The following is an 18,938-nucleotide window of genomic DNA, read 5'->3' as shown; positions in this document are numbered from 1 at the left end:
GAGGTGGAGCATGGCCGACATCGGCGAGGTGGTGCGTTGGTTGCAGCTCAACGCGCCCCGCGGCGGCCCGGACGAGGTGTCGCAACTGGTCGCCCGTGCGGCGCCCGCTCTCGATGCCAGTGAGATCGTGATCTATCTGGCCGACTACACGCAGACCCTCCTCGTGCCGCTGCTCGGCGCGGGACTCGACCGGGACCAGTTGCCGATCGAGACGACGCTCGCCGGTCGGGCCTTCACCACCCTCGACATCCAGCGCGCGCCGGACAACCCGGACCGGGTGTGGGTGCCACTGCTGCTCGGGTGTGAGCGGATGGGCGTACTGGAGATCGTCTCCCCGGCCGCCGCCGACGAGACGATGGATGCTCCGGCCTGGGAGGTGGCGGTCAACGTCGCCCAGATCCTGGTCAACCGCCGGCTCTACGGTGACGTGGTCGAGCGGATGCGGCGGCGGATGCCGATGCAGGTCGCGGCCGAGATCGTGTGGGGCCTGCTCCCGCCGCTGACCTTCGCCACCGACGACCTGGTGGTCACCGCCATCCTCGAACCGTGCTACGACGTCGGCGGCGACATCTTCGACTACGCGTTGAACGACGATGTGCTCAGCGTCGGGCTCTTCGACACCTGCGGGCACGGCATCAAGGCGAGCACCCTGGCCTCGCTGGTGGTCAGCGCGTACCGCAATGCCCGTCGGTGTGGCCTCGACCTGGTCGACACGGCGATCAGCATCGACCGGTGGGTGCGCTCCGAGCACCCGAACTTCTTCGCGACCGGGTTGCTCATCGAGTTGGACCGCCAGACCGGCCAGCTCAGCATGATCAACGCGGGGCATCCCGGTGCGATGTTGCTGCGTGACGGCAAGGCCGTTCGCGAGCTGCCCGGGCCGACCGTGTTGCCGCTCGGCCTGGGCCACCTGTCACCTCGCCGACCGCGGGTGCACGTGGAGAATCTGCACCCGGGCGACCGCATCCTCGCCTACACCGACGGCATCACCGACGCCCGTAGCGCCGAGGGGGAGCAGTTCGGGCTGGACCGGCTCGTCGACTTCGTCAACCGTGCCCTGAACGACGGGTTGCCCAGCCCGGAGACGATGCGTCGCCTGGTCCGCGCGGTCGTCGGCTACCAGGACGACCAGCTCGAGGACGACGCCACGGCCCTTTTCGTGGAGTGGCGGCCACCGCACCTGCCGCTCGCGCACCTCCGCGACCTCGCCGCGCTCCGACACTGACCGCGCGCAGTGGGATTTTGCACTCGCAGTGCACTTGTCTCCGATTGCGAGGCTGTCTAGCGTCACCTCATGGCTGACTCATGGACCTTCGCCGTGGCGCGTGACGACCTCGGGCAGACCACGCTCGTCGATGGCTCCACCCCCGCCCTGGCCGACGGCGAGGCGCTGCTGCGCGTGGACCGCGTCGGCCTCACCGCCAACAACGTGACCTACGCCGTGCTCGGCGACTCGATGCGGTACTGGCAGTTCTTTCCGCCGGCGGCCCAGGGCCTCGGGCCGCAGTGGGGCCTGCCGCCGCTCTGGGGCTTCGCCGAGGTGGTCGCCTCGGCAGTGGCCGGCGTCGAGGTGGGGCAACGAATCTACGGCTACCTTCCGCCCGCCGGTCACCTGGTGGTGCGGCCGGACCGGGTGGACGCGTCCGGGTTCCGCGAGGCGAGCCCGCACCGGGCCGAGCTGCCCTCGCCGTACAACGCGTACCGGTCGACCACCGGCGACCCGGCGTACCAGCGCGACCAGGAGGATCTGCTCATCCTGTTCCGTCCGCTGTTCTTCACCTCGTTCATGCTGGCCGACCAGGTCGTCGACAACGACTTCTACGGTGCCGAGGCGCTGCTGGTGTCGTCGGCGTCGAGCAAGACCGCGTACGCCGCCGCGTTCGAGCTGCACCGGCGCGGGCCGCGCCTGGTCGGTCTCACCTCACCGGGCAACCTGGCGTTCACCCGGTCGCTCGGCTGCTACGACGAGGTCGTGTCGTACGACGACATCGACACCCTCGACGTGGTCCCGACGGTCTACCTCGACCTGTCCGGAGCGCCCTCGACCCGCGCCGCAGTGCGTCGACGTCTCGGCGACCGGCTCGTCCGGGACATCGCGGTCGGGCTCACCAACCAGACGCCGAACGCCGACGCCGCCGAGGAGGTGTTCTTCGCGCCGGTGCAGATGCGCAAGCGCAGCCACGACTGGGGCCGCGACGGCCTGGACCAGCGGTTCACCGAGGCCTGGCAACGCTTCGCCACAGTGGTGAGCGGATGGCTGGACGTTCGGGTGGGTGCCGGGCCGGCGGCGCTGCAACACGCCTGGCTCGACGTTCTCGCCGGCCGTACGCCGCCACGGGTGGGCCACGTCATCCAACTCTGAGCGGGCTCAGGCGGCGATGTCCGGGGTGAGCTGGTGACGCAGCGCGGCCAGCGAGCGGGTGATCAGCCGGGACACGTGCATCTGTGAGACGCCGATCCGGTCGGCGATCTGGGCCTGGGTCAGGTTGCCGTGGAAGCGCAGGCTCAGGATCTGGCGCTCGCGTGCCGGCAGCGTGGCGAGGGCCGGGCCGAGGGCGACGCGGATATCGACGAGGTCGAACGCGCTGTCGTCGTCGCCGAGGGTGTCCCCGAGCTCGCGGCTGCCGTCAGCCCCGGTCGGGGTGGACAGCGACGTGGCCCGGTAGGCGCGCGCACCCTCCAGCCCCTCCAGGACGGTCTCCTCGGTCACGTCGAGGTAGGACGCGATGTCGGCGACGGTCGGCGAGCGGCCGAGGGTCTGGGTGAGGGCGCTGTTCGCCGCGCTGATCGACAGGCGCAGCTCCTGGAGGCGGCGGGGCACGCGCACCGCCCAGGTGCGGTCCCGGAAGTACCGCTTGATCTCGCCGATGATGGTGGGAATGGCGTACCCGCTGAAGTCGACACCTCGGTCGTGGTCGAAGTTGTCCACGGCCTTGATGAGCCCGACGCAGGCGGTCTGGGCCAGGTCGTCATCGGGTGCACCGCGGCCGCCGTAACGGCGTGCCAGGTGCCGGGCGAGCGGCAGCCACGCCTCGATGGCGCGGTCCCGCACTGCCGCGCGGCGGGGATCGTCCGCCGCTGTCGCCGCCAGGGCGGCGAGGAGGTCGTCCGGGCTCTGCTCGCTGCTCCGCTGAGCGACGCTGGTGGCGTTGTCGACAATGGTGGCCATGTGGGTGGTCCTTCCCGCAGGCCCGTCGATCGAGTCGACCGGAAGAGTCTCCGAACCGGCTGACGCCGGGGCGCACGTACGGGCGAAGGTGCGCTGTCGCAAGGCCACGAGCACGGGCCTCGCCACCGCGTCATGTCGTTCACTTGATGACCCGGACACTACCCGAAAGACCGATTAATTTCTAGCCGAAAGTATGAGGCTAGGCGTTTAGAGAGGGAGCAGGCGGGGATCAGCCGCGCTGATCCGAGGCGTCGACAGCGTTCGCGGCCGGTTGGGCCGGCTTCACCGCGAACGGGTGGCGCAGTTGCCGCATGGCCTCCTCGCTGCTGTCGAAGGTCACCGCCGGTCCGTCCAGCACGTCACCGTGCGACGTGGCGAGGAACAGAGCGGGTCGACCATTGTCGTTCGATGTCATGCAGGGATCCTGTCTCTACGAAAGGGGTGCGTCTGGGGCCTCGGCAACGTCGGCCGTGCGACCTGGTGACGCTTCGGCGCACACGCTGGCGCCCGAATGCTGGTGTCCTGTGCACGGGCGAGCGCCCGGCGACACCGACACCCCGCACCATACCCGGCGCCGCCACCACTTATGCGCCGCCGACCGACCCGTCTCGCTTGTGGCGAACCGGCCGCGGGGGAATTCTGTAATCCCAGCCGCTGCCGCGAGTCTCCGATCTTGAGGGCGGTCAGCACACCCAGCGTGGGCGCCGCGCGGATGAGCACCCAAGGAGTGAGACCCATGTCGTCAGCCGGTCGAGCACTGCCCGATGTCGGGTTGGTCGTCGCGGCCCGGCAGGGCGACCAGCGCGCTCTCGACGACGTCGTCGCGGCCTCGCTCCCGCTGGTCTACAACATCGTCGGGCGTGCGCTGCGCGGGCACGCCGACGTCGACGACGTGGTCCAGGAGACGTTGGTACGGGTGATCCGGTACCTGCCCGCCCTCAACGACCCGGCGGCATACCGGTCCTGGCTGGTGGCGATCACCATCCGCCAGGTGCGTGACTGGGAGACGCGCCGCCGCGTCGCGCTCAACCGCGACGCCGGGCTGGACGTGATCCACAACGTGCCCGACCCGGCCTCCGACTTCGCGGGGATGACCATCCTCCGGCTCGGCCTCACCGACCAACGACGCGAGGTCGCCGAGGCGACCCGCTGGCTCGACCCGGACGACCAGGAACTGCTCTCGCTGTGGTGGCTGGAGGAGACCGGCGAGATCACCCGGAACGAGGTCGCCGACGCGCTCGGGTTGTCACCCGGGCACGTCGCGGTGCGGATCCACCGGATGAAGGAGCAGATCCAGAGCGCCCGTGGCGTCGTACGCGCGCTCCGCGCCCGCCCTGGCTGCCCGGACCTGGGCGCCGTGACCGCCGAGTGGGACGGCACGCCCAGCTCGCTGTGGCGCAAGCGACTGGCTCGACACGTCCGTGACTGCGCGTTCTGCGGACGGCTGGGCACCACCCTCCTGCCGATCGATCGGCTGCTCGCCGGTATGCCGCTGCTGCCGCTGCCGGCGGGTCTCGGCGCCCACCTGCCGAGCGCGGCCACCCCGGCAGCCGCCGCGCAGGCCGTCGCGCCGCCTGGCCCGACGGCCGGACCCGCCGCCGGGACGACCCCACAGGGCGCGGTGCCCACCGATGCGGGCGGCGGCCCGAGCGTCGTCGACCTCGCGGTGAACCGGCCCCGTGGTCTCGTGCCGTCCCTCGCCGCCGGTGTGGCCGCCGCCGTCCTGGCCATCACCATGGCGGTGGTGATCCTGCCGGACGATCCGTCCGCGCCCTCGTGGGCGGCGCCGCCGTCCGCCGCGCCCACCGCCGTCGCCACCCCGAGCGTCGCGCCCTCGCCGAGCGCACGCCCCTCGTCGAAAGCTCCGGTCGCGCCGGCGGTCAGCTCCACCCGCAAGGGCGTCGGGGTGTGGAACTTCGCCGGGGCGAGTCAGGCGTTGGCGAACTCCAAGGCCGGCTGGTACTACACCTGGGGCACCCAGCACCCGGGGATCAGCACGCCGCGCGGTGCGACGTTCGTGCCGATGATCCGTAGCGCGGAGAACGTCACCGCAGCGGAGCTGGCGCGGGCCAAGGCCGCCGGGCCGTACCTGCTCACCTTCAACGAGCCGGACATGCCCGAGCAGGCGAACATGACAGTCGAGCAGGCGTTGGACCTGTGGCCGCAGCTGATGGCGACGGGCAGCAAACTGGGCAGCCCGGCGGTGGCCTGGGGCGGGCCGGACCCGCAGGGTTGGCTGGACAGGTTCATGACCGGCGCCCAGGCCCGCGGCCACCGGGTGGACTTCATCACGCTGCACTGGTTCGGCGCCGACTTCACGACCGCCACCGCGGTGGCCCAACTTCGGCAGTACCTCCAGGCCGTCTACCAGCGCTATCGGAAGCCGATCTGGCTGACCGAGTTCGCGCTGATCCGCTTCGCCGGGGGCGGTTCGCAGTTTCCCACTCAGCAGCAGCAGGCGGCCTTCCTCACGGCGGCCACCGCCATGCTCGGCCAACTCCCTTACCTCCAGCGCTACGCCTGGTTCGGGCTACCCGCCACTGACAAGGACCGGTCCGGGTTGTTCAGCGACGGGACCGAGGCGACAGTGGTCGGCCGCGCGTTCCAAGCCGCCCGTTGAGCACCGGCGAACGGATGGACGAGCAGATCATGGTGGAGCGCCGAGGGCTCCGCGTACGGGCCGGGCGGCTGGTCGGCGTCGTCGCGACACTGGTCGCCACGGCACTGGCCGTCGGGCTCACCCAGGGCTGGGGCCGCACCGACCAGGCACCGGCAGCGTCGTCGGTGGCAGCGTCGTCGGCCGCTGCGGTGCCGGCCGCGCCGGTGGTGCTCAACGGCACCGACGACGCCTTCATCCAACTGCTGATCCCGATGAACGAGGGCGCGCTCGCGCTGATCGACCAGCTCGACAACCGCCCGGCGGATCCGTCGTTGCGGGCCCTCCTCGGCGAGGTCCGGAAGGCCCATCAGGCGGAGTTGCGGGACCTGCGGGGGCTGTTGGCCGCGGGCAACGTGCCGGAGCTGAACATCCACGAGGGGCATCAGATGCCCGGCATGGTCACCGAGGCCAGCCTCGCCGAGCTACGTGCCGCGTCCGACGCGGAGGTGTCGTCCCGGGCGGCTGGCCTGATCCGGGCGCACCTCGCGCAGACGGTGGTGCTGTGCCGGGGCGAGCAGACCGCCGGGGGAAGCCCGGAGCTGAAGGCGCTCGCCGGCCGGATCCAGCAGGCGCGGGCCGCCGAGCTGAACACGCTGGACAACCGGCCCGGCGTGCCCACCGCCGCAGCGGGCGGCTGAGCATGCGGCCCGGAGGACCGGCCGATGCGGACGTCTGACCTGCACGTCGACGTCCACCCACCGTCCCGGGCGTCCCGTCCCGCCCACCGTGCCGCCACGTCGGACGCCGTCCGCCCGGTGCGGCGCGCGACGCACCGGACCCGCAGCGTGTCACCGCCCGGCACTGTCGCCCCGGTGCCGGCGGCCGGCTGGCGCGGCGGCCACCGTCGCGCCGCCGGCCGGGCCACCATCGTCGCCTCGGTTCTGACGGTCAGTCTCGGATGGCTGATCGCGATCCTGGTCGCGCCGCACGTCACCCTCTCCCCGGGCGCGCGGATGGTTGCCCTCTTCTGTCACCTGACCTGCCTCGTGGTGGGCTTCGGCGCGGTGCTGACTGTGGACTGGTTCAGCCTCCGCTGGCTGCTGCGCCGGGAACCGCTCGGCACTGTGCTGACCGCCGCCCGCGGCGCGCACCTGCTCATCTGGCTGGGTCTGGTGGGTCTGCTCGCCAGTGGGGCCGCCCTCGGACCGGACACGTCGTCCGGGCTGGTCTGGGTCAAGTTGTTGGCCGTGCTGGTGGTCGGCATCAACGGGCTGTTCCTCGGCCGGGTCCGGGATCGACTCGTGGCCGTGCAGGGCCGCCCACCCTGCTCCGCCCTGCTGCCCGGTGTCGCCGCCGCCACGATCTCGCAGCTCGCGTGGTGGACCGCGACGCTGGTCGGCTTCTGGAACGCCAACGGCTGACGGTCGCCGGCCGCGTCGGCGGTCAGGCCGGCGTCGGGTGCCTCTCCACGAACCGGGCGCGGGTCAGGAAGGCGAGTTGGGCCCGCTTGTCCGGCATGTCGATCTCGGAATCGAAGGTGAAGCCCTCGATCTCCAGCCGGCGTAGGGCGAGGTGGTTGCGGACGTCCGGCTCCACCACGATCCGCTGAGCGGTCGGGTCGCGGAACAGGAAGCGGGCGACGGCCGGGCCGGCGGCGTTGGTGAGGCTGCGGGCCAGGCGTCGGTCGGGGCTGAGCAGCAGGTGCATCCCCACGTCGCCCGGCTGGACGGGGTAGCGCTCGCCGACCGGGTCCGCCTCGGGCTGATAGCTCTGGAAGAGGCCGACCGGCTCACCATCGACAGTGATCAGGTACGCGTGATGCGTGGGCAGACCGTCCACAAAGGCGTAGATCTCGCGTACCTCTTCGAGGGTGTGCGAACCCATGCCCCAGAAGGAGTTGCGGGGGAGGGTCACCCAACCGTGCAGGAGTGCGGCGTCCCGGTCCGGGTCCACGGTCACCAACGACAGCTCGCCGAGACCGGCGATCTTCTCCTGGTACGTCATCGGGCGCTGTCCTCTGTTCCATCCGGGGCGCAACTTAGGTTAACCTCCCCTAACCAAGGATGACCTTACCTGGAGGGGTGCGTGAAACGGAACTGGGAGGCCCTGGTCCTCAAGGCCATGGGAGGGCGGGACTTTCAGCTGACCGTCCTGAGCACCGAGTCGATCGACGGGCACTACCAGCGGCTCCTCCTGGACGGGGGCGGCCTGCTGGAGACGTGCGGGGTGCACCCCACGATGTGGATCCGGCTGTGGTTCGACAACGACGGCCGGGCACACCAGCGCGCGTACACGCTGGTGGACCCCGACCCGACCACCGGCCGATTCACACTCGAATTCGCCATCCACGACGGCTGCGCGGCCCGCTGGGCCACCACGGCCAAGGTGGGCGACACCATCAGCGCGACGATGCAGGGCAGCGCGTTCGAGCTGCCCGACCCCGCGCCCGAGCACCTCTACCTGGTCGGCGACGCGGCCTCGCTGCCCGCGGTGAACAGCCTGCTCGACGCCAGTGCCGACATCCCGGCGACGGTGTGGCTGGAGTACGCCCACGAGGGCGAGAAGGCACTCGCGCTGCGGGCCCGGGCACACCACGACGTCACCTGGGTGCCGCGGCGCGAAGAGGGTCAGCACTTCGTCGACACGGTCTGCGCGGCAGTGCCGACCAGCGGCGCGGGCCACTACTGGGTGGCCTGCGAGGCGGCCACCACCCGGGGCATCACCCGACACCTCCGCAAGACGCTGGGCGTCGACAAGGACCGGTTGACCTCCCTCGGCTACTGGAAAGCGGCATGAAGGGGCGGCTCGGCACCCTGACCGCGCTGTACGTCACCCAGTACCTCGGCGTCGGCTTCATCACCGTCGGCCTCACCGCCATCCTGCGCGACGGCGGCACCTCGCTGGACACGTTGGCGCTGTTGCAGATCGTCGGCCTGATCTGGCCCATCAAGTTCCTCTGGGCGCCGATCCTCGACCGGTACGGCTCACGGCACCGCGGCCACTACCGCTCCTGGCTGCTCGTGCTCCAGACCGCCCTGGTGCTCGCCCTGCTGGCGCTGCTGCCGTTCGCCAGCCCGGCCGACGCGCTCGGCCCGATCATCGCGATCTGCGCCGCGTACGTGTTCTTCTCGGCCACCCAGGACATCGCCGTGGACGCCGTCGCGGTCCGGATGCTGGCCGACTCGGCCCGGGGCACCGGCAACGGCATCCAGGTCGCCGCGAGCTACCTCGGCAACCTGCTCGGCGGTGGAGCCTGCGTCCTGGTCTACGACCAGTTCGGGTGGGCGCCGGCGATCGGCCTGCTGGCCGCGATGACGGCGGTCGGCCTGCTGGTGGTGTGGCGGTTCCGGGAGCCTCCCCGTACCGATCGGGTGGAACGGGTCGGCGCGGCCTACCGGGCGTTGCTGTCCGTGTTCGGCCAGCCGGGCTGCCGGTGGTGGACCTTCGGTGTGGTGCCGCTGGTCTACGTCGGTGCGGGCATGGCGTACGCCCTGGTCACCCCGGCGCTTGTCGACGCCGGGTGGTCGTTGGGTCGGATCGGCGTCGTCACCGGCGTGGTGATCAGCGCTCCGGCCATCGTGGCGGGCCTGGTCGCGGGGCTCGGGATCGGCCGGTTCGGGCGCGGTGGCGTGCTGGTGGTCGGCGGCGTGGCGCTCACCGTGTCGACGTTGCTGCTGCTGCCGCTGATGAACGGCAGCGCTCCGCTGGGCGGAACCGTCGCCGCGCTCTGCTGCTTCATGGCGGCCTACACCATCGCCAACGTCGTGCTCTACACGGTCAACATGGACTACTCCCGGCCCGACACCGGCGGCACCGACTTCACTGTGCTGTCGTCGTTCGGCCTGGTCTGCTCCTTCGTGGCCGCGTCCATCGGTCTCGCGGCGGCCGACCGGGTCGGCTATCCGGCGGTAGCGGTCGCTGCCATCGTTCTGGTGGCCGCCGGGGTCGCCCTCGGCCTCGCTCACCAGCGGCGATTCCCGCACCGGCCCGGCCCCGCCGTCGGGCCGGCGGCCCAGCAGCCCACCGAGCAGCCCGCAGTGGACGGCGTCAAGGCGGTGGCGTGACCACCGTCGCGCCGGCCACCGACACCGCGACATCGGCACGACTTCCCCAGCGATGGCTCATCCTGGCCGTGCTGTGCGTCGCGCAACTGGTGGTGGTGTTGGACAACACCGTGCTGACAGTGGCGGTGCCGGTGCTCACCACCGAGTTGGGTGCCAGCACCGCCGAGGTGCAGTGGATGATCAACGCGTACGCGTTGGTGCTGTCCGGGCTGCTGCTCACCGCAGGTAGCGCCGCCGACCGGTACGGCCGCCGTCGGATGCTGCTCGCCGGGCTGGTCCTGTTCGGGGTCGGCTCGCTGGCGGCAGGTCTGGCCAGCACCAGCGGGCAGTTGATCGCCGCACGCGCAGGGATGGGCGTCGGTGGCGCGTTGCTGGTCACCGCGACGCTCGCGGTGGCGATGCAGGTCTTCGACGCCGCCGAGCGGTCCCGGGCGATCGGCATCTGGGCCGCCACCAGCGCGTTGGGCTTTGCCATCGGGCCACCGATCGGCGGCACGATCCTCGCGCATCTGCCGTGGGGCGCGATCTTCCTGATGAACGTGCCGATCGTGCTGGTCTGCCTGTTGGTCGGTCGCGCGCTGGTTCCCGAGTCCCGCGGGCCCGCCGGCGGCCGACTCGACGTGCTCGGCGCCGTGCTCTCCACCGCCGGCCTGACCGCTGTCGTCTGGGCGATCATCTCCGGGCCGGAGCGCGGGTGGGCGTCGACAGAGGTGATCGGCGCGGCGGCTGTCGGCGTACTGCTGCTCGGGATCTTCGTGCGGTGGGAGCGACGGATCGCGCACCCGATGCTGGACATGCGCTTCTTCCGGGACCGGCGCTTCGTCGGTGCGATCTCGGGCGTCGTGCTGATCACGTTCGGCGCCACCGGCGCGCTGTTCCTGCTCACCCAGCACCTCCAGTTCGTCAGGGGTTATCCCGCCTGGGAGGCCGGTCTGCGGATGGCGCCCTTCGCGCTGTCCATCGTGCTGCTCAACGTCAGCGGCGTCGTCGCGACCGTGATCCGTCGGCTGGGCCTGGCGGTCGCCATCGCCGTTGGCATGACGCTGCTCGCTGCCGGTCTCGCGCTGGTCACCCTCTTCCCGTCCGACGGGTACGCGGTGCTGCTGGTCGGGCTGCTCGTCATGGGTGTCGGTTGCGCGCTGGCCAATCCGGCCATCGTCGAGGCGGTGATGAGCGCGATCCCGGCGGCGAAGGCCGGTGCGGGCGCTGGTGTCGACGGCACCATGACCGAGGTCGGCAGCAGCCTCGGCATCGCGGTGCTGGGTGCCGTGCTGAACGCCCGGTTCGCGGCGCTGCTGCCGGCGGCCCTGGCCGGCGCCGGGTCGTTTCCGGCGGCTCTCGCCGCCGCGGGTGACGGAGCCGAACGGGAGGCCGTGACTGTCGCCTTCGCCTCGGCGCTGGAGACGGGGCAGTTGGTGGGTGCCGCTGCGGTGTTGGTCGGTGGCCTGGTTGCCGCACTGTTGCTACACCGGGCAGATAGCACCAAAAACGCCTAATAAGGGTAGGCTACCCTAATAGTCACATCGTGGTAGTCGACGGAGGCGGTATGCGGCTCTACCTGACCGCGCTCAACCCCACCGACGCCGTCCTGGACGGGTTCCTCCCGGCGGCGGCGTCGCTCGGGCTGTCGGCCACCGTGCTGACCGACCGGCCCGCCGAATGGCCGGCCGACGTGCGGGTGGCGCGCTGCGCGGTCCGCGACCCGGCCGCTGTGGTCGCGGCGGCGGCACCCAACCGAGCGGTGGCGCTACTGTCCAACAGCGACCATCTCCAGGAGGCCACCGCGATCGCCGCCCGAAAGCTCGGCCTGCCCGGCAAGGACCCGGACGCTGCCCGTCTCTGCAAGGACAAGGCCGCGGCCCGCCGGGCGATCGCCGCTGCGGGCCTCGATCTGGTACGCACCGTCACCGTCGACCCCGGCGCCACGCCGGACGTGCCGACCGGGATGTTCCCGGCGGTGGTCAAACCCCGCGAGGGGGTGGCCAGTGAGGACGCGTACCTGGTGGCCGACCACGCCGAGCTGGTCGCCCGGATCGCCGAGATCCGGGGCCGGCGGCCGGACGTGGCACTGGTGGTCGAGGAGTACCTCGCCGGCGAGCTGCGGACCTTCGAGACCCTCGGCGACGGCACCGAGCTGGCCGCCCTCGGCGGGTGGCGCACCGGTCTCGGCCCGCCGCCGACCTTCACCGAGGAGAGCCTCGCCTGGTCGCCCCCGGTGGAGCAGGCGCGCACCCAGCTGCGGGCGCGGCTCGACGCGCTCGGAGTCGGCTTCGGCGCCTGCCACACCGAGTACGTCGTCTCCGACGGCCGGGTCCGGCTGATCGAGGTGAACTACCGCCTCATCGGCGACCGGATGGACCTGATCCTCGCCGACCTGCTCGGTGTGCCGTTGTTCGAGTACGTCATCCGGCTGCACCTCGGCGAACCGCTGGCCGCCCTCGGCCTGCCCGACACCGTCGACCACTACGCCCAGGTCGAGTACGTCTGCGCGGACCGGTCCGGCCGTCTCGTCGCCGCACCGGGCCCACTCGACACCGTCCACGGCGACGTCCGGCTGAGCTGCCGTCCGCTGCGCGAGGTGGGCCGCACCGCCGAGCACACCGGCACGAACCGTGACTACCTCGCCGTGTTGCACGGAATCGGCCCCGACGAGACCACCGTCCGGCAGTCGCTGGCCGCCCTCCGCAACGACCTCCAGTGGACCATCGTCGAGTGAGCGACGACTGCGAGCGGGAGGTCTTCGCCCGGGTGCTCGACGCCCTGCTGCGCGAGGACCACCTCGGGCTGCGCAGCGCCGGCCGAGCGGACGGGCCCGACTGGTGGCAGGTGCCACACCCCGCTGGCCTGCTGCGCGTTCCGGTCCGGGTGGACGGGTTCCAGCAGGCAGTGCGCAGCGCATCGCCGATGGTGCTGCTGGTGACCCGCACTGGCGAGACGCAGCGTACGGACACACTGGACGGACTGTTGACGCTGCTCGCCCCGCGCGACAACGCCGAGGCCGAGGCCGGCTGGCGGGACTTCGGCGTCGAGTGCCGCGCCGACCTGCGGGCCCGACGGCTCGCCGCCCGCAACCGGGCGCGGGTGTTCACCGAGGTGGCCGCCGAACGCGCGCTCACCCCGACCGGCCTGCCGGCGGCGCTCCTGGACGATGTGCTCGCCGCCCACCACGGCCACCCCGTCTACCCCACGGACCGGTGCCGGCACGGTCTGCGCGACGACGAACTGCTCCGGTACGCCCCGGAGCACGCCCCACGTTTCGCGCTGCGCTGGTACGCCGCCCCCGTCGAGGACGTCCGGCTCGCGGGCGAGCTGCCGTCGTGGTGGCCGCGCGCACCGCGACCGGATCAGCTGCTGCTGCCAGCGCACCCGATCACGGTGGCCCGCGACGCGCTCCCGGTGCTCGACCTGCCGGTGACCCTGGTGCGACCCACCCTCTCCATGCGGACAGTGGCGCTCGACCACGACCCGTACCTGCATCTCAAACTGCCGCTGCCGACCGCGAGTCTCGGCGCGCGCAACCGACGCACGCTGCAACCGGGCTCGCTCGCCGACGGCGCGGCCGTCGCCGCACTGCTCGACCGGATCGCCACCGCCGAACCCGGCTTCGCCGGTCGGATCCGGCACGCCGACGAGAGCACCTGGGCGCACGTCGACGGCGACGAGCGGCGCGGTTTCCTGCTGCGCCGGTTTCCGCGCGACCTGGCCGGGGTCCAGGTGGTGCCGGTCGCGGCCCTCGCCGCCGCCGACCCGGTGGCGGGCACTGTCCTCGAACGGATCAGCCCGCAAGGGCCCGCCGCGTTGCTGGAGTCCTACCTGGACCTGCTGCTCGACTGGCACGTCTTCCTCTGGCTACGCCACGGGATCGCCCTGGAGGCGCACCCGCAGAACATCCACCTGCTGGTGCACAGGGACGGCAGTGTCGGCCTGCTCTACAAGGACAACGACGGCGCCCGGCTGGACGCGCGACACGACGGCCCGAACGGGCTCGCCCTGCACGACGACCGGATGTGGGCGCGTGATCCGTACGAGTTGGCCGACGTGTTCATCACCATCACCCTGCACCTGGCCGCGGCCGCGCCCCTGGTGGCCCTGGCCGCCCGAGGGCTGCCCGTGCCGACACCCGCCGAGGCGCTGGTGCCCCGGCTCGCCGCCGCCCGAGACCGGTGGGGCGACGGACCGGCGGTGCGGACCTTCACCGAGCGGGTCCTGCACGCCACCCAGCTGCCCATCAAGGCGATGCTCACCGCCGGCACCCTGCTGCCCAAACAAAGGCTGGGCTGCTCCGACATCAACAAGTACTACCTGCGTACCGGCCCGAACTACCTCCGGGAGACACGATGACGAGCGCCCAGTTGCGCTCCCGGCCGGCCAGCGACACCGGTCAGCGCGCCGACCTGGCCGCCGCCCACGCCGTCTTCGGCTGCCTGCTGCGCGAGCTGGCCCCGCCGGACGACACCCCGACAGTTGTCGACGGCGCCGTACGGCTGCTACTGCGGCACCTCGACGTCACAGTGCGCTGCGAGGTCGCGCGAACCTCGCCGCTCGGCGCGCACCGCTACACCGGCCCGGTCCAACGCAGGAGCGGCGGCGGGCGGTGGGAAGACCTGGACGCGGACGGGTTGGCCGCCCTGGTCGCTGCGGAACTCACCACAGGTACCGGCCTGGTCAACGACGAGTTCGCCGAGCAGGTCCGGGCCAGCCGGGACACAGTGGCCCGGCTGCTGGCCGACCGACCGACAGAGGATCCGACCCCCACCGGTGAGCCCGCCATCGACGCGTACGTCGACTCCGAGCAGTCGTTGGTCTTCGGCCACCCGCACCACCCCACCCCGAAGTGGCGCAGCGGTGACCCGGACAGGTGGCGGGCGTACGCGCCGGAGCTGCGCACCGCGTTCCGGCTGCACTGGCTGGCCGTACCGGACGACCTGATCGCCGACGCCGGGCCGTTCGATCCGCTGGTGGCCGCGCTCGACCCGCCACGGCCCCCGCGCGGGCACCGCGTCCTGCCGGTGCACCCCTGGCAGCTGTCGCTGATCCCGCCCACCCACCCACGGCTGCGCGACCTGGGGGCGGCCGGTGTGCCGGTACGACCCACGGCGAGCGTCCGTACCCTCTACGCCCCCGAGGCCGATCTGTTCGTGAAGACCAGCCTGCACGTGCGGATCACCAACTGCCTGCGCAAGAACGCCCGTTACGAACTCACCGGCGCGGTGGCGCTGACCGACCTGCTGGCCCGGGTGCCCCTGCCGGACGGGGTGGGGCTGCTCGCCGAGCCCGCCTACCGCACTGTCGACGTCCCCGGCCCGGACGAGGCGTACGGAACGATCCTGCGCGGCGGTCTGCGCCCGCACCTTCGTCCGGGCGACACCCCGGTGCTGGCGGCGGCGCTGGCCGCAACGCCGCTGGTGACACCGGATCCGTTGGCCTGGTGGCGCGCGTACGTCGGTCTGCTGGTGCCGGCGGTGCTGCGTAGCTGGCTCAGCCACGGTGTCGTGCACGAGGCGCACCTGCAGAACGTCGTCGTCGTGCTCGACCGGGAGCGCCGTCCGGTACGCATGCTGCTGCGCGACCTGGAGGGGGTGAAGCTGGACGCCGATCGGTGGAGCACCTGGCCGGACGGCGTCCCGGCGCAGGTCCGCTACGGTCCCCGGGCCGCCCACCGCCGGATCGTCTACTGCCTGTTCGTCAACCACCTCGGTGGGATCAGCGGTGCCCTCGCCGACGCCCGGCCGGGAATCGAACGGCGGCTGTGGCAGGAGCTGCGCGGCGTCGTCGAGGCGGTGGCCGCCGACCTCGGTGAGCCGGCGGAGCTGCGGGCTCTGCTGACCGGGGAGCCGCTGCTGGCCAAGGCGAACCTGCTGGTCCGATGGCGGCGTGACGCCGACCGGGCCGCACCGTTCGTGCCGGTGCCGAACCCGATGGGTGGGCCACGATGACCCGACCGGTCTACGTCCACGACCTCGACGCGCTGGCCGGGCAGGCTCGAGCCATCCGGGCTGCGCTGCCCCAGCCGGTAGAGCTGCTCTACGCGGTCAAGGCCAACCCGGATCCCGGTGTGCTGCGAACCCTCGCCCCGATCGTCGACGGGTTCGAGGCCGCCAGCCAGGGGGAGCTGCGCAGGCTGGCCGAGGTGCTGCCGGGACGGTCGCCGGCCGCGTACGCCGGGCCGGGCAAGACCGACGCGGACCTCGCCGCCGCTCTCGCCGCCGGGGTGCACCGCATCCACGTCGAGTCACCCAGCGAGCTGGCGCGACTCGGCGTGCTGGCCACCGCGGCGGGCCGGACGGCCCAGGTGCTGCTGCGGGTGAACCTGCCTGTCGACGCGCCGGGCGCGAGCCTGGTCATGGGCGGTGGACCCAGCCCGTTCGGCATGGACCCGGCCGACGCGACCGCGTGCGCCCGCCGCCCGCCCGACGGCATCGACGTACGCGGAATCCACGCCCACCTGGCCAGCGGGCTGGACGCGCCGCTCGCCGCGACTGTCGCCGCCGCCGTGGTCGGCTGGGCGGCGGCCGAGGTCGACGCCGCCGAGGTCGACGTCGGCGGCGGCATGACAGTCGACTACACCGACCCGGACGCGCGGTTCGACTGGGAGGGCTACGGCCAGGCCCTGGCGGACGTCCTCGACAGGCACCCGGGCGTGCGGCTGCGCATCGAGCCGGGCCGGTCGGTCACCGCCTACTGCGGGGCGTACCTCACCGAGGTCGTCGACGTGAAGCGCTCCTACGGCGAGTGGTTCGTGGTGGTGGCCGGTGGGACGCACCACCTGCGGACCCCGGCGGCGAAGGGGCACGCGCAGCCGTTCACGGTGCACCAGCGACCGGGTGCCGCTGGCCCCCGCACCGACGGCGGGCCGGTCACAGTGGTCGGGCAACTCTGCACCCCGAAGGACGTGCTGTCCCGGTCGGCCACCGCGGGGCCGATCGGCGTGGGCGACGTGCTGGCCTTCGCCATGGCCGGGGCGTACGCCTGGAACATCAGCCACCGTGACTTCCTGCTGCACGAGCCCCCGCATTTCCGCACCGGTGACCTGCACGAAGTGGCCGCCGAGTGGGCGGCCCGGCCGCTCGGGACGTGAGCCCGAGAGGCTCGATCGGCTCGGCGTGTTATCGATAACATGCTATCTTTCACCCGGGAGTGAAGGGCACGCTCCCGGTCACCCGAGCCAGTCGGCGAAGACGCGCCGAGGGCCCCGCCCTCCCGCCTTTCCGGTCGGTGACCAGTCCGGGCCCCCGTCGATGCCAGGCGACCATTGTTGGTCGTCGAACGGCAAGGAGCCCAAGCGATGCTCAGACGTAGGTTCTTCCTCCCATCCATCGCGGCCGCGGCGCTTCTCCTCGCGGCCACCACCGGCGGCGCGTTGAGCGGCGGCTTCGGTGCGACCGCGGTGGCCGCCACCAACGGCACCCTCGCGGCGACCGCCGGCTGCGGCAAGGCCCCCACACTCGCCAGCGGAACGCGCACGATTCAGAGCAGCGGCCAGAGTCGTACGTACAACCTGCGGATCCCGGACGGGTACGACCGGAACCGTCAGTACCGGCTGATCTTCGGCTTCCACTGGTTGAACGGCTCGGCCAACAACGTCACCTCGGCCGGCTACTACGGGCTGCAGCCGCTGTCGAACAACAGCACGATCTTCGTCGCCCCGCAGGGTCTCAACGCCGGCTGGGCCAACACCAACGGTCGGGACCTGACCCTCTTCGACGACATCTCCCGGCAGATCGAGAACGACCTCTGCGTGGACACCACCCAGCGCTTCGCCCTGGGCTGGAGCTACGGCGGGGCCATGAGTTACGCGGTGGCCTGTGCCCGGCCCACGATCATCCGTGCGGTCACCGTCTTGTCCGGCGCCAACCTCAGCGGATGCAACGGGGGCACGCAGCCGGTCGCCTACTTCGGCATCCACGGCATCTACGACAGCGTCCTGAACATCTCCCAGGGTAGGCAACTGCGCGACACGTTCGTGCGCAACAACGGCTGCACCGCGCAGAGCCCCCGCGAGCCGAGCCGGGGCAGCCTCACCCACATCACCACCGCCTACTCGGGTTGCCGGGCCGGCTACCCGGTGCAGTGGGCGGCGTTCGACGGTGACCACACCCCCAGCCCGGTGGACGGGTCGGGCAGCCCCAACGACTCACGGACCTGGACCTCAGCTGAGATCTGGAGGTTCTTCAGCCAGTTCGAGTCGACCACGCCGCCGACGACCCCACCGCCGACCGATCCGCCGCCCACCGATCCGCCGCCGACCACCCCGCCGCCGACCGGGGAGCCCGGCACCTGCGCTGCCACCTACCGGACGCTCAACACCTGGCCCGGCGGCTTCCAGGCCGAGGTGACGGTGGCCAACAACTCCACAGCGCCCCTGAACGGCTGGACGGTGGGCCTGACCCTGGCCAGTGGTCAGGCCATCAGCAGTCTCTGGAGCGGCACCAACACGGGCACCACCGGCAGCGTCACCGTCAGGAACGCCGCCTACAACGGCACAGTTGGCCCGAGCGCCTCCACCACCTTCGGGTTCACCGCCACTGGCAACGGTGCCACCGCACCCAGCAACGTCACCTGCACCAGCCCTTGAGGTCGACGGAGGGAGGGCCCGGAGCCAACTGGCTCCGGGCCCGCGGGTGACATCCACCGGCGGCGGTTGCCGGCGCACGCTGCGCTCAGGCTTCTCTCTCCAGCAGGTCGCGAAGGGTGTCGAGGGCGGCGATCTCCTCCTCGAACGTCTTGCCGACGACCGGGCCGAGGAAGCGCGACAGCCCGCTCGGCTGCCACGCCAGCTTCAGCGTGAGCCGCGTCCCGCCGCCGTCGGCCGGGGTGAGCGTGTATTCGCCCTGGGTGCGCACCACGCTGCCGGTTGCCTGGAACGCCAGACGTCGACCCGGCTCGAACCCGGTCACCTCGTAATCGGCCGGGATGCGGCTCCCGCCGGGGCCCTTGAGTCCCTGTTTGTAGCGAGCGCCGACCCCCTCGCCGGAGACGCGCGCGACGTCGAGCACGTTGGGACGCCAGCGCGCGTCGTTCTCGCCACGGGCGAGAAAGGCGAAGACGGCCTCAGGGGTCCGTCCGATCTGCACAGTCTTCTCTGCCGAGGGCACAAGGAACCTTT

General features: G+C 72.0%; 17 protein-coding genes. 13 read left to right on the top strand and 4 right to left on the bottom strand.

The genetic code is table 11. The features are described from left to right. The first annotated feature begins 10 nt into the window (after positions 1-10). Together OG598_RS23890 and OG598_RS23885 are read left to right on the top strand one after the other, a co-directional pair. Complete coding sequence (locus OG598_RS23890) at positions 11-1,225, top strand: PP2C family protein-serine/threonine phosphatase (RefSeq protein ID WP_328651158.1); 1,215 nt, start codon at positions 11-13, stop codon at positions 1,223-1,225. Positions 1,226-1,294: 69 nt separating this feature from the next. Further along, the gene (locus OG598_RS23885; RefSeq protein ID WP_328651157.1) at positions 1,295-2,362 is read left to right on the top strand and encodes a DUF2855 family protein; all 1,068 of its coding nucleotides are present in this window, start codon (positions 1,295-1,297) and stop codon (positions 2,360-2,362) included. 6 nt (positions 2,363-2,368) lie between these two features. Here OG598_RS23885 and OG598_RS23880 read toward each other — a convergent pair whose 3' ends face one another. Both OG598_RS23880 and OG598_RS23875 read right to left on the bottom strand, forming a co-directional pair. Continuing rightward, positions 2,369-3,169, bottom strand: coding sequence for an RNA polymerase sigma factor SigF (locus OG598_RS23880; RefSeq protein WP_328651156.1), 801 nt, complete (start codon positions 3,167-3,169; stop codon positions 2,369-2,371). Positions 3,170-3,398: 229 nt separating this feature from the next. After that, positions 3,399-3,584: a hypothetical protein gene (locus tag OG598_RS23875; protein ID WP_328651155.1), complete on the bottom strand. Its 186-nt coding sequence runs from the start codon at positions 3,582-3,584 to the stop codon at positions 3,399-3,401. 321 nt (positions 3,585-3,905) lie between these two features. On the opposite strand from OG598_RS23875, the gene OG598_RS23870 reads away from it, so the two are divergent. The 3 genes from OG598_RS23870 to OG598_RS23860 are packed head-to-tail and all read left to right on the top strand — an operon-like array spanning position 3,906 to position 7,189. Next, complete coding sequence (locus OG598_RS23870) at positions 3,906-5,789, top strand: sigma-70 family RNA polymerase sigma factor (RefSeq protein ID WP_328651154.1); 1,884 nt, start codon at positions 3,906-3,908, stop codon at positions 5,787-5,789. Positions 5,790-5,803: 14 nt separating this feature from the next. Then, entirely contained in the window at positions 5,804-6,466 is a 663-nt protein-coding gene (locus OG598_RS23865; protein WP_328651153.1) for a DUF305 domain-containing protein, read from the top strand. A 24-nt stretch (positions 6,467-6,490) separates the two neighbouring features. Next, complete coding sequence (locus OG598_RS23860; RefSeq protein ID WP_328651152.1) at positions 6,491-7,189, top strand: hypothetical protein; 699 nt, start codon at positions 6,491-6,493, stop codon at positions 7,187-7,189. A gap of 22 nt (positions 7,190-7,211) precedes the next feature. Here the strand turns inward: OG598_RS23860 and OG598_RS23855 are convergent, their stop codons facing one another. Beyond that, positions 7,212-7,772, bottom strand: a complete 561-nt coding sequence (locus tag OG598_RS23855) for a GNAT family N-acetyltransferase (RefSeq protein WP_328651151.1) — start codon at positions 7,770-7,772, stop codon at positions 7,212-7,214. A gap of 81 nt (positions 7,773-7,853) precedes the next feature. Between OG598_RS23855 and OG598_RS23850 the strand changes: the two genes are divergently transcribed. The 8 genes from OG598_RS23850 (at position 7,854) to OG598_RS23815 (ending at position 18,407) form a co-directional block, all read left to right on the top strand. Continuing rightward, on the top strand, positions 7,854-8,564 hold the full coding sequence (locus OG598_RS23850) for a siderophore-interacting protein (protein WP_328651150.1): 711 nt from the start codon (positions 7,854-7,856) through the stop codon (positions 8,562-8,564). Beyond that, a complete protein-coding gene (locus OG598_RS23845) occupies positions 8,561-9,832 on the top strand; it encodes an MFS transporter (protein WP_328651149.1) in 1,272 nt (423 codons plus the stop codon). The genes OG598_RS23850 and OG598_RS23845 overlap by 4 nt, the downstream gene beginning before the upstream one ends. Continuing rightward, entirely contained in the window at positions 9,829-11,328 is a 1,500-nt protein-coding gene (locus tag OG598_RS23840) for an MFS transporter (protein WP_328651148.1), read from the top strand. Before OG598_RS23845 ends, OG598_RS23840 begins: the two co-directional genes overlap by 4 nt. A gap of 50 nt (positions 11,329-11,378) precedes the next feature. Beyond that, entirely contained in the window at positions 11,379-12,548 is a 1,170-nt protein-coding gene (locus OG598_RS23835) for an ATP-grasp domain-containing protein (RefSeq protein WP_328655418.1), read from the top strand. Beyond that, positions 12,545-14,173, top strand: a complete 1,629-nt coding sequence (locus tag OG598_RS23830) for an IucA/IucC family siderophore biosynthesis protein (protein WP_328651147.1) — start codon at positions 12,545-12,547, stop codon at positions 14,171-14,173. The genes OG598_RS23835 and OG598_RS23830 overlap by 4 nt, the downstream gene beginning before the upstream one ends. Further along, complete coding sequence (locus OG598_RS23825; protein ID WP_328651146.1) at positions 14,170-15,768, top strand: IucA/IucC family protein; 1,599 nt, start codon at positions 14,170-14,172, stop codon at positions 15,766-15,768. Before OG598_RS23830 ends, OG598_RS23825 begins: the two co-directional genes overlap by 4 nt. Continuing rightward, complete coding sequence (locus OG598_RS23820) at positions 15,765-16,910, top strand: alanine racemase (RefSeq protein WP_328651145.1); 1,146 nt, start codon at positions 15,765-15,767, stop codon at positions 16,908-16,910. Before OG598_RS23825 ends, OG598_RS23820 begins: the two co-directional genes overlap by 4 nt. Positions 16,911-17,117: 207 nt before the next feature. Further along, entirely contained in the window at positions 17,118-18,407 is a 1,290-nt protein-coding gene (locus OG598_RS23815) for a cellulose binding domain-containing protein (protein ID WP_328651144.1), read from the top strand. An 85-nt stretch (positions 18,408-18,492) separates the two neighbouring features. Here the strand turns inward: OG598_RS23815 and OG598_RS23810 are convergent, their stop codons facing one another. Further along, positions 18,493-18,927: an SRPBCC family protein gene (locus tag OG598_RS23810; protein WP_328651143.1), complete on the bottom strand. Its 435-nt coding sequence runs from the start codon at positions 18,925-18,927 to the stop codon at positions 18,493-18,495. Positions 18,928-18,938: the final 11 nt, after the last annotated feature.

Source organism: Micromonospora sp. NBC_00330 (genome assembly GCF_036136635.1).
GTDB lineage: Bacteria > Actinomycetota > Actinomycetes > Mycobacteriales > Micromonosporaceae > Micromonospora > Micromonospora salmantinae.
This window is presented reverse-complemented; position numbering and strand designations above follow the sequence as displayed.

Coding starts and splice junctions, on each gene's coding strand:
- OG598_RS23825 (WP_328651146.1), top strand. CDS start 14,170: ATGACGAGCGCCCAGTTGCGCTCCCGGCCGGCCAGCGACACCGGTCAG.
- OG598_RS23875 (WP_328651155.1), bottom strand. CDS start 3,584: ATGACATCGAACGACAATGGTCGACCCGCTCTGTTCCTCGCCACGTCG.
- OG598_RS23835 (WP_328655418.1), top strand. CDS start 11,379: ATGCGGCTCTACCTGACCGCGCTCAACCCCACCGACGCCGTCCTGGAC.
- OG598_RS23870 (WP_328651154.1), top strand. CDS start 3,906: ATGTCGTCAGCCGGTCGAGCACTGCCCGATGTCGGGTTGGTCGTCGCG.
- OG598_RS23845 (WP_328651149.1), top strand. CDS start 8,561: ATGAAGGGGCGGCTCGGCACCCTGACCGCGCTGTACGTCACCCAGTAC.
- OG598_RS23820 (WP_328651145.1), top strand. CDS start 15,765: ATGACCCGACCGGTCTACGTCCACGACCTCGACGCGCTGGCCGGGCAG.
- OG598_RS23855 (WP_328651151.1), bottom strand. CDS start 7,772: ATGACGTACCAGGAGAAGATCGCCGGTCTCGGCGAGCTGTCGTTGGTG.
- OG598_RS23885 (WP_328651157.1), top strand. CDS start 1,295: ATGGCTGACTCATGGACCTTCGCCGTGGCGCGTGACGACCTCGGGCAG.
- OG598_RS23860 (WP_328651152.1), top strand. CDS start 6,491: ATGCGGACGTCTGACCTGCACGTCGACGTCCACCCACCGTCCCGGGCG.
- OG598_RS23880 (WP_328651156.1), bottom strand. CDS start 3,169: ATGGCCACCATTGTCGACAACGCCACCAGCGTCGCTCAGCGGAGCAGC.
- OG598_RS23890 (WP_328651158.1), top strand. CDS start 11: ATGGCCGACATCGGCGAGGTGGTGCGTTGGTTGCAGCTCAACGCGCCC.
- OG598_RS23815 (WP_328651144.1), top strand. CDS start 17,118: ATGCTCAGACGTAGGTTCTTCCTCCCATCCATCGCGGCCGCGGCGCTT.
- OG598_RS23865 (WP_328651153.1), top strand. CDS start 5,804: ATGGACGAGCAGATCATGGTGGAGCGCCGAGGGCTCCGCGTACGGGCC.